Here is a 14,978-nt window from a genome sequence, read left to right on the forward strand (position 1 = left end):
CCCGACGCGCCGACCGGCCGCGGCTGGTGGCACTGGTTCGTGCTCGACCTGCCGGCGTCGTCCGGCGGCCTGCCCGAAGGCGGCGCGCTGCCGCCACCGGCGCGCGCCCTGCGCAACGACTTCGGCGACGCGGGCTGGGGCGGCCCCTGCCCGCCGCCGGGCGACCGGCCGCACCGCTACGTCTTCACCGTCTACGCGCTCGACGTCGCCAGACTGCCGGTCGCGGCCGACGCCGCGCCCGCGGCGGCGAGCAAGGCGCTGGACGCGCACACGCTGGCCAAGGCCGAGGTCACGTACACCTACGGGCGCTCGTCGCCTTGAAACGGCGACCGATCGGCTAAACTTGGCCGTTTCCGCCGCCCCGTCCCCGGACCGCCCCATGGCCCGCATCCTCAAGGTCGCGCTGCTGCAGGAAACCGACCGCGGCAGCCGCGACGCCAATCTCGACGCCGTCGAAGCCGGCCTGCGCCAAGCCGCCGCCGGCGGCGCGGAGCTGGTGCTGCTGCAGGAACTGCACAACGGCCCGTACTTCTGCCAGCACGAGAGCGTCGACGAATTCGACCGCGCGGAGGCGATCCCCGGCCCCAGCACCGAACGCATCGGCGCGCTGGCCGAGTCGCTCGAGCTGGTGGTGGTGGCTTCGCTGTTCGAGCGCCGCGCCGCCGGCCTCTACCACAACACCGCGGTGGTGTTCGATCGCAGCCGCGCCATCGCCGGCACCTACCGCAAGATGCACATCCCCGACGACCCGGCGTTCTACGAGAAGTTCTACTTCACGCCGGGCGACCTCGGCTTCCGGCCGATCGACACCTCGATCGGCCGCCTCGGCGTGCTGGTGTGCTGGGACCAGTGGTACCCCGAGGCCGCGCGCCTGATGGCGCTGGCCGGCGCGGAGCTGCTGCTGTATCCCACCGCGATCGGCTGGGATCCCGCCGACGCCGCGGACGAGAAGGAGCGCCAGCGCGACGCCTGGATCACCGTGCAGCGCGGCCACGCCGTCGCCAACGGCCTGCCGCTGCTGGCGTGCAACCGCACCGGCTTCGAGCCGGCGCCGGACGGCGGCCGCGGCCTGCAGTTCTGGGGCTCGAGCTTCGTCGTCGGGCCACAGGGCGAATTCCTCGCGCGCGCCGGCAGCGAGCGCCGCGAGCTGCTGTTCGCCGAGATCGACCTGGCGCGCAGCGAGCGCGTGCGCCGCATCTGGCCGTTCCTGCGCGACCGCCGCATCGACGCCTACGGCGACCTGCTGAAGCGCTACCGCGATTGAACTTGCACCGGGCGCGGCGGCTCCAAGCCTCGTCCCCCGACGTCCGTTCCGAACCCGATGGATTCCTCCGCACCGTCCCCGCCTTCCGTCGCCGATCCGCTCGCCGACCAGCCGATCGAGCGCGTCAGCCGCGACGGCGTCGATTTCGTGCTGCTCGGCACCGCGCACGTGTCGCGCGCCAGCGTCGCCGCCGTCGAGGCGCTGCTCGAGCGCGAGGCCTTCGACGCCGTCGCGGTGGAGCTGTGCGAGAACCGCGCGCGCGCCATGCGCGATCCGGCCGCGTTCGCGCAGATGGACCTGTTCCAGGTGATCCGTCAGGGCAAGGCCGGCATGGTCGCCGCCAGCCTGGCGCTGTCCGCGTTCCAGCGCCGACTTGCCGAGCAGTTCGGCATCGAACCCGGCGCGGAGATGAAGGCGGCGATGCAGGGCGCGGACGGGCGCGGCCTGCGCACTTGGCTGGTCGACCGCGACGTCGGCGTGACGCTCAAGCGCGCCTGGCGCTCGGTCGGCTTCAAGGACAAGCTCGGCATCCTCGCCGGACTGGTCGGCGGCCTGTTCGAACGCGACGGCGTCGCCGAGGACGACATCGAGAAGCTGAAGCAGGGCGACCTGCTGGAGAGCGCGTTCCGCGAATTCGCCGAAGGCTCGCAGCCGCTGTACGCGTCGCTGATCGGCGAGCGCGACGCGTTCATGGCGGCGCGCCTGCGCGAGGAGGCCGCGCAGGCGCCGTCGGCGCGCCGCGTGCTGGTGGTGATCGGCGCGGGCCACCTCGCCGGCTTGCGCCGCCACCTCGAGCAAGGCGACGCGGCCGACCTCGCCGCGCTGAACGCGGTGCCGCCCGCCGCGCGCTGGCCGAAGTGGGTTGCGCTGGGGCTGGTCGCGGCAATCTTCGCCGCGATCGCGGTGATGTTCCGCCGCGATGCCTCGCTCGGCACCGCGGCGTTGCGCGACTGGGTGCTGTTCACCGGCGGCCTGTCCGCGCTGGCGGCGATCGCCGCGCGCGCGCATCCGCTCAGCGTGCTGACCGCCTTCGTCGCCGGCCCGCTCAAGCCGATCCGTCCGCCGGGGCTGTCCTCGGGCGTGTGCGCGGCGCTGGCCGAGGCATGGGCGCGCAAGCCGCGCGTCGCCGACTTCGAGCGCCTGCGCGAGGACCTGGTCGACTGGCGCGGCTGGTGGCGCAACCGTGTCGCCCAGACCCTGCTGGTGTTCGTGCTGGTGAACCTCGGCACGATCGCCGGCGAATACATCGCCGGCTTCCGCATCCTCAAGGCGCTGTTCTAGCCGCCCGCCGCCAGCGCCGGCGCGCGGCGGCGCACGCGGCCATCGCGCGCGTCGCGCAGCACGCGCCGCACCCACATGCGGGCGTCGTCCAGCAGCGAATAGATGCACGGCAGCGCCAGCAGCGTGACGATGGTCGAGAAGGTCAGGCCGCCGGCGATGGCGCGCGCCATCGGGTAGTACGGCGGACCGTCGTTCCACGCCACCGTGCCTGCCAGCGACAGCGGCAGCATGCCGAGGATCGCCGTCGCCATCGTCATCAGCACCGGCCGCAGGCGCTCGCCCGCGCCCAGCACCAGCGCCTCGCCGCGCGCATGGCCCTCGTGGCGCAGCTGGTTGATGTGCACGATCATCACGATGCCGTTGTTCACCACCACGCCCATCAGGATCAGGATGCCGATGAAGGCCATGATCGAGAACGTGGTGCCGGTCAGCCAGAACAGCCAGAACACGCCGAACACGGAGAAGATGAACGTGGTCAGGATCGCCGCCGGGAACACCAGCGATTCGAACATGGCGCACATCACCACGTAGACCAGCACCAGCGCCAGCAGGGTGTTGAGCAGCATCTGCTGGCCCGCATCCTGGTCGCGGTCGAAACCTTCGCCGAAGCTCCACTTGTAGCCCGCCGGCAGGGCCAGCGCGTCCATCGCCGTGCTGATCTCCTTGCGCGCCTCCGGCATGGTCTTGCCCGGCGCGAGGTTGGCGCTGATCTTCAGCGAGGTGCGGCGGTCGACGCGCTCGATCGCCGACGGCGTCTCGTGGGTGTCGGCGCGCAGCATGGACATCAGCGGTACCCGCGTGCCGTCGGCGGCGCGCAGCGTGTAGCTGCTCAGCCCTTGCAGGTTCTGCGCGTCGGCGCCCTGGAAGCGCAGCCATACCGGGATCTCGCGGTCGCCGCTGTGGAACTCCTTGAGCGGCATGCCGCGCAGGGCGATGGCGATGTAGTTGGCGACGGTGCTGGCGTCGAAGCCGTAGCTCTTCGCGCGCTCACGGTCGACCTGCGCCGCCAGTTCGCGGTCGCCGTTGCCGACGCTGGCGCGCACGTCGCGCAGGCTGGGCAGGCGCGACAGCACCGGGATCACGCTGTCGCCGAGCTCGCGCAGCCGGTCCATCGAGTCGCCGGTCAGCGCGATGTCGACGCCGTTGTTGCCGCCGTTGCCGCGCGGGAAATCGAAACCGACCTTGCCGATCGCCAGCGTCGGCAGGCCCTTGCGGATCTCCTCCTGGATGTCCTTGGCGCTGCGCTTGGCCGTGGCGCCCTCCTTCAGCAGGATGTCGGTGATGGTGACGTCGTCGTTGCGCTCGCTGTAATAGCTGTAGATGGCCTTGATGCCGAACTTCTCGCGGTTGCGGTCGAGGAAGTTCTCGACCTTCAGCACCGCCGGCCTGAGGTCCTGCAGACGGTAGTTGGCGTTGAGCTGGTAGAACAGGCGCAGGCGGTTCGGCTCGCCGCCGTCGAACATGTCCTTCTTGGTCAGCGCGATCGGCACGAAGCTGAGCACGAACAGCGCGAACACCGCGGCCATCGTCCAGCGGCGGTGCTGCAAGGTCCAGGCGACGATGCGCTCGTAGCGCGCGCGCAGGCGCGTGATCACGGTACGCCGGCCGATGAACTTCGGCGGCCGCAGTTTGGAGGACAGCATCGGCACCAGGCTGACCGCGACCAGCCACGACGCCAGGTGCGCGATCGACATGGCGATCGCCACCTGGGTGAGGAAGATCGCGATGTCGTTCTTTTCGCCGAACAGGTTCGGCAGGAACACCACCACGCTGGTGAAGGTGCCGGCGGCGATGGCGATGCCGACCACCTGCGTGCCCTGCACGGCGCAGTACCACGGCTTGTCGGGGTGCTTCTCGCGGTACTGGTAGATGCTCTCCACCACCACCACCGCGTTGTCCACCAGCATGCCGACCGCCAGCAGCAGGCCCATCATCGACAACACGTTCAGGGTGATGCCGAAGAAGTACATGCAGCCGAGCGTGATCACCATGCAGATCGGGATCGCCAGCGACACCATCAGCGTCGACGGCCAGTCGCGCAGGAAGAAGAACAGCACCAGCACCGCCAGCAGCGTGCCCTCCAGACCGGCGCGGCCGAGCTCGTGCAGCGAACCGGTGACGCTCTCCGCCTGGTTGTCCAGCGCATAGACGCGCACGCCGTGCAGCTCGGGTTCGTTGCGGATGCGGTCGACGGCGGCCATCACCGCGCCGCCGACCGCGACCAGGTTGGCGTTGCGCTCGCGGTAGATGTCCACGCCGATCGCCGGGCGGCCGTCCAGGCGGCGCGCGTACTCGAGCCGCGCCGGCTTCAGGCCGACCGTGGCGATGTCGCCGAGGCGCAGGCCGCGGGCGTCGACGGGAAACGCGCGGATGTCGTCGAGGCTGTTCCACTGCCCCTCCGGCTGCACGCGGAAGCGCATGCCGGCGCCGTCGATCTGCCCCGCGCTCAGCGCGAAGTTGGCCTTCTGCAGGCGCCGATAGAGGTCGGCGAGGTCGATGTTGTGCGCTGCGACGCGGTCGGCGGACAGTTCGATCTGCACTTCCGGCCGGCCCACGCCCTGGATGTCGACGCGCGCCACGCCGGGGATGCGCTCCAGCGGCCGCTTGAATTCGCGGTCGAGCAGTTCGTAGGCGTTGGACAGGTCGCCGCCCTCGCTGGCGATCCTGAGCTGCAGCAGCGGCTGGTCGCTGGTGGAGAACTTCAGCACGTCGTAGCGCTGCAGGTCGCTCGGCAGGTCCTTGCGGATCGCGTCGATCTTCTCGCGAGCCTGCACCGCCTTGAACGCGGTGTTCTCGCCCCACTTGAACTCGAGGAACACCTGCACGCCGTCGGCGGTGGAGGTCGAGCGCATGCGCTTGATGCCCGGCAGCGTCGCCAGCGCCTCCTCGACCGGCCGCGCGATCGTGCGCTCGACCTCGGCCGGGGTCGAGCCGGGATACGGCAGGCTGACCGCGATGAACGGCACGTCCAGGCTGGGGAACTGCTCCAGCGGCAGGCGGAACGCGGCGATCAGGCCGATCACCGTCATCGACACGAAGAACATCACCGCCGTGACCGGCCGCTTCAGGCTGAGCTCGGCGAGCGTCATGCCGGCTGCTCCCCTTCCGCCGCGGCGGCATGCTGCGCCATCTTCGCGCGCTTGCGCTCGGCACGCGCCACGTACCAGGCGTCGGCGCGGCGGTCCAGCAGGTCGTAGACCACCGGGATCACCACCAGCGTCAGCAGCGTCGACACGGCGAGGCCGCCGATCACCGTGACCGCCATCGGCGCGCGCACCTCGGCGCCCTCGCCGACGCCGATCGCCAGCGGCAGGAAGCCGATCAGCGTGCACAGCGTGGTCATCACGATCGGCCGCAGGCGCGACTCGGCGGCCAGCGCGATCGCCTCGCGCTTGGCGTGGCCTTCCTCGCGCAGCTGGTTGACGCGGTCGATCAGCACGATCGCGTTCTTCACCACGATGCCGACCAGCATGATCAGGCCGATGAACACCACCACCGAGATCGCCGCGCCGGTGAGCTTCAGCGCCAGCACCGCGCCGACCGCGGCCAGCGGGATCGAGAACATGATCACGAACGGATGCAGCAGCGACTCGAACTGCGAGGCCATCACCAGATAGACCAGGAAGATCGCCAGGCCGAGCGCGAACAGCAGCGAGCGCATCGATTCGTTCAGCTCGTCGCCCTGGCCGCCGACGCGCACGGACACGCCCGCCGCGAGCGGATGCTGCGCGACCAGCGCGCGCACCTCGTCGACGGCGCTGCCGAGGTCGCCGTGGCGCAGCCCGGCGGAGACGATGGCGACGCGCTCCTGGCTGACGCGATGGATCTCGCTGGGGCCTTCGGTGGCGACCACGTCGGCGACCGCGGACAGGCGCACCGGCGTGTCGGCGGCGCTGCCGGCGGTGTCGCGCAGGCCGGTGGCGGCCGCCGCGGCCGTGCCGTCGGCCGAGGCGGCGGCGACGCCGGCATTGGCGCCGGCCGGGATGTAGCCGACGATCAGGTTGCGGATGTCGTCGACGCTGGCGCGGTCGGCCTGGCGTGCGCGCACCAGCACGTCGACCTTGCGGTCGCGGAAGTTGTATTGCGTCGCCACCTCGCCCTTCACCTTGCGCACCAAGCGGTCGGCGATGTCGCGCGTGGTCAGGCCGAGCGCGGCGGCGCGGTCCTGGTCGAAGCGCACGCGGATCTCCGGGTAGCCGCCCTGCACCGTCGACTTGACGTCGGCGAAGCGCGGCGACGCCTTCATCAGCGCTTCCAGCTTCTGCGCGGCCTTGCCCAGCGCGTCGAGGTCGTAGCCGCGGATCTCCACCTCCAGCGGCGCGGAGAAGCTGAACAACTGCGGCCGCGAGAACTGGACGTCGGCGCCCGGATGGCCGGCGACGGCCGTGCGCAGGCGCGCGATCTCGGCCGCCTCGGCATCCTTGCCGCCGCCGTCGGCGAGCGCGATCGAAAGGCGCGCGATGTTCTCGCCCGATTCGGTGGGATTGGCGTCGAGACGCGTGCCGGTGCCGGCGACGCCATAGATCGAGGCGACGCCCGGATCCCGGGCGTGCCGCGCGGCGATCTCGCGCACCAGCGCGTCGGTTTCCTTGAGCGGCGTGCCGGGCGGCAGCGTCACGGTCATGTCGAACCGGCCCTGCGCCAACTGCGGGATCAGGTCGAGGCCCAGCGTGGGCACCAGCGCCATCGCCAGCACGAACGCGGCCGCGGCGAAGCCGAGCACGCGCCACGGATGCGCCAGCGCCTTCGGCAGCGAGCGGTGATAGAACGCCGCCGCCTTCTCGTACGGACGCACCACGCCGCGCCCGACGAAGCGCAGCGTCGGCCCGACGACGCGCGCGACGCCGCCGAACAGCTTGACGAACAGCCACACCAGGCCGCGCGGCAGCGCGCCGAAACGCCCCTGCGGCCTGGCGGGCTCGAGTTCCTCGCGATAGGCCAGCGGCGCACGGCCCTTCAGCGAGGCCAGCATCGGGATCAGGCTCATCGCCACCACCAGCGAGACCAGCATGGCGAAGGTGATGGTCAGCGCCTGGTCGCGGAACAACTGGCCGCCGACGCCCTGCACGAACACCAGCGGGAAGAACACGGCGACCGTGGTCAGCGTCGAGGCGGTCACCGCCATGCCCACTTCGGCGGCGCCCTTCACCGACGCCTCCAGGATCGACGCGCCCTGCTCGCGCAGCCGCGCGATGTTCTCCAGCACCACGATCGAGTCGTCCACCACCATGCCGGTGGCGAGCGCCAGGCCGCCCAGCGACATCACGTTGAGGCTCAGCCCCAGCTGGTCCATGAAGAAGAACGTGGCGATCAGCGAGACGGGCAGCGACAGCGAGATGATGAACGTGCTCCAGGCGTGGCCGAGGAAGAAGAAGATCACCAGGATCGCCAGCACGCCGCCGAGGATGGCGTCGTTGCGCACCTCGGCCAGCGCGTGCTGGATGAACACCGACTGGTCCTCGATCACGACCAGCTTGCTGCCGGCGGGCAGCGCTTTCTGCAGGCGCTCGATTTCTGCCTTGATATTGCCGGCCACGCTGACCGTGTTGGCGTCGCCCTCCTTGTAGATGGCCAGCTCGATCGCCTCGCGGCCGTCGACGCGCACCACGCCCTCGCGCTCCTTGTAGCCCTGCGTGACAGTGGCGATGTCGCGCAGGCGCACCGGCACGCCGCGGTCGATCTTGATCAGCAGGTCGCGCATCTGCTCCAGGTTCTGGAACTGGTTGACGGTGCGCACCAGGTAGCGTTGGCGGCCCTCGTCGATGCGGCCGCCGGAGATGTTGACGTTCTCGTTCTTCAGGCGGGTGACGACGTCGCCGACGTCGATGCCGAGCTGCGCCAGGCGCTGCTGGTCGATCGCGACCTGGATCTCGTCCTCGAGGCCGCCGCCGACCTTGACCGCGGCGACGCCGGGCAGCGGCTCCAGCCGCTTCTTCAGCTCGTCGTCGGCGTAGCGGCGCAGCTGTTTCAGCCGCGCTTCGTCGAGGGCCTTGCCGCCCTCGGCAACCAGGCCGAGACGCACGATCGGGTCGGTGGACGGATTGAAGCGCAGCAGCAGCGGCTTCTTCGCGTCCAGCGGCAGCTGCAGCGTGTCCAGCTTGTCGCGCGCTTCGAGGCTGGCCATGTCCATGTCCGTGCCCCAGGCGAATTCGAGGATCACGTCGGACTGGCCCGTGCGCGACACCGAATGCACCTTGCGAACGTTCTTGACCACGCCGACCGCCTCCTCGACGGGCTGCGTGATCAGGTTCTCGATCTCCAGCGGCGCCGCGCCCTCGTATTCGGTGCGCACGGTGAGGGTCGGATACGACAGGTCGGGCAGCAGGTTGACCTTCAGCCCGGCCAGGCCGATCAGGCCGAACAACACCAGGGTCAGCGTCAGCATGCCGACGGTCACGCGTCGGCGCGCGGCAAGTTCGGGAAGGCTCACTGCGCGTTCTCCAGGACCTGCACTTCGGTGCCGTCGCGCACCGCGTTGCGGCCGATCGTGATCACGCGGTCGCCGGGCGCGAGGCCCTCGCGGATCTCGACGCGGCTGCCGTCGGCGTAGCCGATCTTGACCGCGCGGCGCTTGGCGACCAGCACCGGCGCCGCCGGCGGCTTGGTCTCCGCCGCCACCGCCTCGCCCGGCTTGCCCTTCGCCGGCGCGGCCGGTTTCGGCGGCGCGCCGCGCTCGACGACGAACACCGCGGTCTCGCCGTCTTCTTCGATCAGCGCCGCGCGCGGGATCACCAGCGCGTCGCGGCGCTGGTCGTAGACCACGTCGACGCGGCCGAACATGCCGGGCTTGAGCGCGTGCGTGTCGTCGCGGAACTCGCAGGTGACGCGGAAGGTGCCGCTGGAAGCGTCCACCACCGGCGCGATGCGCGCGACGCTGCCGGGGAACGCCTCGCCGGGCAGCGCGTCCACCGCCAGTTTCACCGGCTGGCCGGCCTTGAGCGTGCCGAGCTCGCGCTCGGGCACGTTCAACGTGACCTGCAGCGGCTCCATGTCCACGATGTGGAACAGCGCCTGGTTCGGCTGGATCAGGTTGCCGATCTTGACCATGCGCCTGGAGATCACGCCCGAGATCGGCGCCTCGATGCGCGTGTACGCCAGTTGCAGCTTGGCGCCCTCATAGGCGGCGCGCTGCGTCTCCAGGTCGTACTTGTCCTGGTCGTACTCGGCGCGGGGGATCAGCTGCTGCTTGATCGCGCGCTCGGCGCGTGCGTAGGTCGCCTCCGCCTTGCGCATCTGCGCCAGGCTCTGCGCCACGCTGGCGCGCGCGCCGGCATCGTCGAGCTGGGCCAGCAACTGCCCCTTCTGCACGCGCATGCCTTCCTCGACGTACAGTTTCAGCAGCACGCCGCTGGTCTTCGACACCACGTCGGTCTCGCCCTGCGCCTCCAACGTGCCCGTGCCGGAGTAGCTGGCCGCGATCGGCGCCCGGCTGGCCACCGCCGCCTCGACCGGGATGCGAGCGCTGGCGGCCGCCGCTTCCTTGTCCGCAGCCGGCTGGCCACCGCCGCAGGCTGCGAGCAGCATCGAAAAAGCCAGGGGCATCAAGGAGATCGGTCGATGGAGACGGCGGGTCGTGGTGGCCATGGCAGCAGGTCGGTGTGTTGTTGATGTGGTGTTATAGTTATGTATAACACTAAAACTATGCGGTTGCAAGCGTATCCATCGGATGCCGGAGCGCCGGAAAGGGATGCAGAACGGACGCGGGAAGGGAGCCGGCGCGCACTCTGCGCGGCGCGGCGCGCGCCGTCACGGGCCGCAGGTCACGGCCATGACGCCGGTCATGGACGACTTGCCGCACGTCGCGCAACGCAGGCTATACTTCGATTTTTTGGACCGGCCAACCGCCACTCGGGGAACCACACGATGACGCGATCGCTACTGCTTGCCTCCCTGCTCGCCGGCTCGGCGCTGACGATGGGCACCGCGCACGCCGCGGGCGACAAGGAGCATGGTCGCATCCTGGTCTACACCTGCGCCGGCTGCCACGGCGTCACTGGCTACAAGAACGCCTATCCGAGCTACCACGTGCCGCGCATCGCCGGCCAGAACGAGGACTACCTGGTCAACGCGCTGAAGGAATACCGCAGCGGCAACCGCGCGCACCCGACCATGCGCGCCCAGGGCGAGAGCCTGTCCGACCAGGACATCGCCGATATCGCCGCCTACCTCTCCAGCCTGGCCAAGCAGTAAGCGCCCCGCATCTCAGGAACAGACCACGATGAATCGCGTGCTCACGCTCGTTTCCGTCGCCGCCGCGCTGGCGCTGTCCACCTCCGCCTTCGCCAAGGGCAATCCGGCCGACGGCCAGAAGAAGGCCGCCGCCTGCTTCGCCTGCCACGGCGCCGACGGCAACGCCACCGATCCGCAGTACCCGCGCCTCGCCGGCCAGTACGCCGACTACCTCGAGCAGGCCCTGCACGAATACAAGAACGGCAACCGCAAGAACCCGATCATGGCCGGCTTCACCGCCACGCTGTCGGAGCAGGACATCCAGGACATCGCCGCCTACTTCTCCGGCCTGCCCGGCAAGATCCGCGACCTGCACGGCGAGGTCGCCGGCAACTGAGCGTCCGGCGCGTTCCGTGCCAAACGCAAAGGGCCCGGCAGCGACCGGGCCCTTTGCTTTGCGCGGATGCGCTCAGGCCGAATACGGGCTGCTGCCGTGGGCCCGGCGCCGATAGTACGGCTTCGCGCCGGTGCTGTGGTCGGTGGCGTCGCGCACCGCGGTGATTTCCGGAATGCGCTCGCGCAGCGTCTTCTCGACGCCCTGTTTCAGCGTCACGTCGACCATGCCGCAACCGTGGCAGCCGCCGCCGAACTGCAGCACCACCACGCCGCCGGCTTCCACCTCGAGCAGGGTGATGCGACCGCCGTGGGCGGCGACGCGCGGATTGATCTCGGCGTCCAGCACGTAGCGCACGCGTTCGATCAGCCCGGCCTCCGCACCGGGGATCTCGCCCTTGATCTTCGGCGCACGGATGCTCAGCTGGCCGCCAGTGCGATGCGGCTGGTAGTCGATCTCGGCGCCCTCGAGCCAACGCGCGCTGTCGCCGGCGACGTACAGGTTGAAACCCTCGCACTCGACGGTCCATTCGTCGCCGGTCAGCTCCTGCGGCTCGCAGAATTCGAGTTCGCAGTCGGCCGCGGGTGTGCCGGCCGCGCGCACGCTGAGCCGGATGCCGGTGCCGTCCGTGCCCTGTTGCGCGATCAGCCGCCGGAAATGCTCCTGCGCGGTGTCGGAAATCTGGATCATGCGGCCACTCCGTCAATCAGCACCATTTTAGTCCCGTTTTCGGCGGACGCCCAGCGCGGCGCCGCTATACTGCCTGGCTGTCCGCACCTCCAGGAACCGCCGCGATGACGCTCGAACATCTCGCCAAGATGCACTGTCAACCGCGCAAGGGCGCCGAACACGCGCTGACGCCCGCGCAACTGCGCGACCACCTCGCCGCCCTGCCCGGCTGGGAGCTGGAAGCCGACGGCAAGGCGATCCGCAAGGATTTCCGCTTTCCCGACTTCCACCGCACGCTCGGTTTCGTCAACGCCATCGGATACATGGCCAACCGCGAGGATCACCACCCCGACCTCGAGGTCGGCTACGGCCATTGCCTGGTGCGCTGGTCCACCCACGACGTCGGCGGACTGTCGCTGAACGACATGATCTGCGCCGCGCGCGTGGAGGCGATCGTCGCCGGCTGAGCCTCAGCGCGCCGGCGCCGCCGTCAGCGCGTCCAGCACGCCGCGCAGATCGTCCGGCAGCGGTGCCGAGAAGCTGTAGGCCTTGCCGTCCAGCTCGAACTCGAAGCGCGCCGCGTGCAGGAACAGGCGCCTGAGACCGAGGGCGCGGTAGCGGCGGTTGGCCTCCTTGCTGCCGTACTTGTCGTCGCCGGCGATGGGATGGCCGATGTGCGCGGCGTGCACGCGGATCTGGTGCGTGCGGCCGGTACCCAGCGTGGCCTCGACCAGGCTGGCGCCGGGGTAACGCTCGACTTCGCGGAAGAAGGTCAGCGCCGGCTTGCCGTCGTCGGCCACCCGCACCATGCGTTCGCCGCCCTGCAGCACCGACTTGCGCAGCGGCGCGTTGACGTCCATGCGCGCCCGCGGCAGACGGCCGTCCAGCAGGCAGAGGTACTGCTTGGTGGCGGCGCCCTCGCGGATCAGCGCCTGCAGGCCGGTCAGCGCGGCGCGGCTGCGCGCGAACACCAGCACGCCGGAGGTGTCGCGGTCGAGCCGGTGCACCAGCTCCAGTTGCTCGCGCGGACGCGCGGCGCGCAGCAGTTCGATGGCGCCATGGCTGACCCCGCTGCCGCCGTGGCTGGCGATGCCGGAAGGCTTGTCGATCACCAGGAAGTCGCGGTCCTCGTGGATCACCGCCGCGGCCAGCCGTTCGGGCTGCCCGGCGGGCGCCTCCCCCGGCTCACGCCCGGCGGTGCGCACCGGAGGGATGCGCAGCCGGTCGCCCTCGGCCAGGCGCGTATCGGGCTTGGCCCGTTTGCCGTTGACCCGCACCTGGCCGGTGCGCAGCAGCCGGTAGATCAGGCTGCGCGGCACGCCTTTCAGCAGCGCCGCCAGACAGTTGTCGAGCCGCTGGCCGTCCCGTTCCGGGCCGACCGTGAGCGTGCGCACGCCCGCGAAGTCCGCGCGGGAAGTTGCCGTCGTCATTGAATTTTTCCAGAAGGAACGGTTACACTGCGCGGGCGTTGCGCGAACCCCGGTGGGCTCGAGGCCCCCGGAACGCACCCACCCGCCACGTCGACGAGAGCCCCGCCGGTGTTCCTGACCGGGACCGGCGGGCGGTCATCGGCGCATCGTAGCGGTTCGGGTCGGCGATTGCCTGCCGCCGTCGGCGGCGGCAGGGGTCCCGGCCGCGCATGACCGACGAACAACCCGGGGCAGAGGACTGCCCCGTAGCCATAGCCGCTCCCGCAGCGGCGCGATCCCCGGCCGGCTGCCTCCCAAGCGCCGCCGCGGCGCGCGGCCGCGCGGTGGAGCCGAGGACACGACAATGAAACGTATGCTGATCAACGCAACTCAGCGTGAAGAGTTGCGCGTGGCCATCGTGGACGGCCAAACCCTCTACGATCTCGACATCGAGATCCCCTCCAAGGAACAGAAGAAGGCCAACATCTACAAGGGCCGCATCACCCGCGTAGAACCTTCCCTCGAGGCCTGCTTCATCGATTACGGCGCCGACCGCCACGGCTTCCTGCCGCTGAAGGAGGTCGCCCGCGAGTACTTCCAGCCCGGCGCCGACCCCAACAAGGCCGGCATCCGCGAGCTGCTGAAGGAAGGCCAGGAGCTGATCGTCCAGGTCGAGAAGGAGGAGCGCGGCACCAAGGGCGCGGCGCTGACCACCTTCATCTCGCTGGCCGGCCGCTATCTGGTGCTGATGCCGAACAACCCGCGCGCCGGCGGCGTCTCGCGGCGCATCGAGGGCGAGGACCGGCAGAGCCTCAAGGAGGCGATGGACCACCTGCAGCTGCCCGAGGAGATGGGCCTGATCGTGCGCACGGCCGGCGTCGGCCGCGACGCCGAGGAGCTGCAGTGGGACCTCGACTACCTGCTGCAGCTGTGGAAGGCGATCGCCGAGGCGGCCAAGACCCGCCCCGCGCCGTTCCTGATCTACCAGGAATCGAAGCTGATCATCCGCGCCCTGCGCGACTATCTGCGCAGCGACATCGGCGAGATCCTGATCGACGAGGAGTCGCTGTACGAGGACGCGCGCGACTTCATGCAGCAGGTGATGCCGAACAACCTGCGCAAGCTGAAGCTGTACAAGGACACCACCCCGCTGTTCTCGCGCTTCCAGATCGAGACGCAGATCGAGAGCGCGTTCGAGCGCACCGTGCGCCTGCCCTCCGGCGGTTCGATCGTGATCGACCAGACCGAGGCGCTGACCGCCATCGACATCAACTCGGCGAAGGCGACCAAGGGCAGCGACATCGAGGAAACGGCGTTCAACACCAACTGCGAGGCGGCGGTCGAGATCGCCCGCCAGTTGCGCATCCGCGACGCCGGCGGCCTGATCGTCATCGATTTCATCGACATGGACAGCCCGCGCCACCAGCGCGACGTCGAGGAGAAGCTGAAGGAGGCGCTGAAGCTCGACCGCGCGCGCGTGCAGGTCGGCCGCATCAGCCGCTTCGGCCTGCTGGAGATGTCGCGCCAGCGCCTGCGCCCGTCGCTGGGCGAATCCACGCAGATCGTCTGCCCGCGCTGCGACGGCCATGGCCGCATCCGCGGCGTCGAGTCGCTGTCGCTGTCCGCGCTGCGCCTGGTCGAGGAGCACGCGATGAAGGAGAGCACCGGCCAGGTGCTGGTGCAGGCGCCGACCCCGGTCGCCAACTTCCTGCTCAACGAGAAGCGCGCCAGCGTGGTCGAGATCGAGATGCGCCACAAGGTGCACGTGGTGATCGTCGCCGACGAAAAGCTG

The 14,978-nt window shown here is 70.1% G+C and carries 12 protein-coding genes; 7 read left to right on the forward strand and 5 right to left on the reverse strand.

The features are described from left to right. The 3 genes from MBSD_RS15660 to MBSD_RS12520 form a co-directional block, all read left to right on the forward strand. Nucleotides 1–321, forward strand: a 321-nt coding sequence (locus tag MBSD_RS15660; RefSeq protein WP_201797499.1) for a YbhB/YbcL family Raf kinase inhibitor-like protein, incomplete at its 5' end; no start/stop codon positions are given. Between the two features lie 58 nt (nt 322–379). After that, complete coding sequence (locus tag MBSD_RS12515) at nt 380–1,264, forward strand: carbon-nitrogen hydrolase (RefSeq protein WP_062537641.1); 885 nt, start codon at nt 380–382, stop codon at nt 1,262–1,264. A 57-nt stretch (nt 1,265–1,321) separates the two neighbouring features. Next, a complete protein-coding gene (locus tag MBSD_RS12520) occupies nt 1,322–2,545 on the forward strand; it encodes a TraB/GumN family protein (protein ID WP_062537642.1) in 1,224 nt (407 codons plus the stop codon). Here the strand turns inward: MBSD_RS12520 and MBSD_RS12525 are convergent. The 3 genes from MBSD_RS12525 to MBSD_RS12535 are packed head-to-tail and all read right to left on the reverse strand — an operon-like array spanning nt 2,542 to nt 10,087. Then, nucleotides 2,542–5,634 (reverse strand): efflux RND transporter permease subunit, encoded by a 3,093-nt coding sequence (locus MBSD_RS12525; protein WP_062537643.1) that lies wholly within the window; start codon nt 5,632–5,634, stop codon nt 2,542–2,544. The two genes, MBSD_RS12520 and MBSD_RS12525, sit on opposite strands and share 4 nt — an antisense overlap. Next, nucleotides 5,631–8,930, reverse strand: a complete 3,300-nt coding sequence (locus MBSD_RS12530; RefSeq protein ID WP_114693269.1) for an efflux RND transporter permease subunit — start codon at nt 8,928–8,930, stop codon at nt 5,631–5,633. The genes MBSD_RS12525 and MBSD_RS12530 overlap by 4 nt, the downstream gene beginning before the upstream one ends. Before the next feature lie 41 nt (nt 8,931–8,971). Then, on the reverse strand, nt 8,972–10,087 hold the full coding sequence (locus MBSD_RS12535) for an efflux RND transporter periplasmic adaptor subunit (protein WP_187300676.1): 1,116 nt from the start codon (nt 10,085–10,087) through the stop codon (nt 8,972–8,974). Nucleotides 10,088–10,408: 321 nt separating this feature from the next. Here MBSD_RS12535 and MBSD_RS12540 point away from each other — a divergent pair, with 321 nt between their 5' ends. Continuing rightward, the gene (locus tag MBSD_RS12540) at nt 10,409–10,735 is read left to right on the forward strand and encodes a c-type cytochrome (RefSeq protein ID WP_062537646.1); all 327 of its coding nucleotides are present in this window, start codon (nt 10,409–10,411) and stop codon (nt 10,733–10,735) included. Nucleotides 10,736–10,763: 28 nt separating this feature from the next. After that, complete coding sequence (locus tag MBSD_RS12545) at nt 10,764–11,111, forward strand: c-type cytochrome (protein ID WP_062537647.1); 348 nt, start codon at nt 10,764–10,766, stop codon at nt 11,109–11,111. Between the two features lie 72 nt (nt 11,112–11,183). Here the strand turns inward: MBSD_RS12545 and MBSD_RS12550 are convergent, their stop codons facing one another. Continuing rightward, nucleotides 11,184–11,798, reverse strand: a complete 615-nt coding sequence (locus tag MBSD_RS12550) for an NfuA family Fe-S biogenesis protein (RefSeq protein WP_062537648.1) — start codon at nt 11,796–11,798, stop codon at nt 11,184–11,186. A gap of 104 nt (nt 11,799–11,902) precedes the next feature. Between MBSD_RS12550 and MBSD_RS12555 the strand changes: the two genes are divergently transcribed. Beyond that, entirely contained in the window at nt 11,903–12,244 is a 342-nt protein-coding gene (locus tag MBSD_RS12555) for a 4a-hydroxytetrahydrobiopterin dehydratase (RefSeq protein ID WP_062537649.1), read from the forward strand. Between the two features lie 3 nt (nt 12,245–12,247). Here the strand turns inward: MBSD_RS12555 and MBSD_RS12560 are convergent, their stop codons facing one another. After that, a complete protein-coding gene (locus tag MBSD_RS12560) occupies nt 12,248–13,207 on the reverse strand; it encodes an RluA family pseudouridine synthase (RefSeq protein WP_082306659.1) in 960 nt (319 codons plus the stop codon). Nucleotides 13,208–13,550: 343 nt separating this feature from the next. Here MBSD_RS12560 and MBSD_RS12565 point away from each other — a divergent pair. Next, nucleotides 13,551–14,978 (forward strand): Rne/Rng family ribonuclease (locus MBSD_RS12565; protein WP_114693270.1); only part of this gene is annotated, 1,428 nt, incomplete at its 3' end.

Origin of the sequence: Mizugakiibacter sediminis (assembly GCF_000953855.2) — a bacterium.
Classification (GTDB): Bacteria; Pseudomonadota; Gammaproteobacteria; order Xanthomonadales; family Rhodanobacteraceae; genus Mizugakiibacter; species Mizugakiibacter sediminis.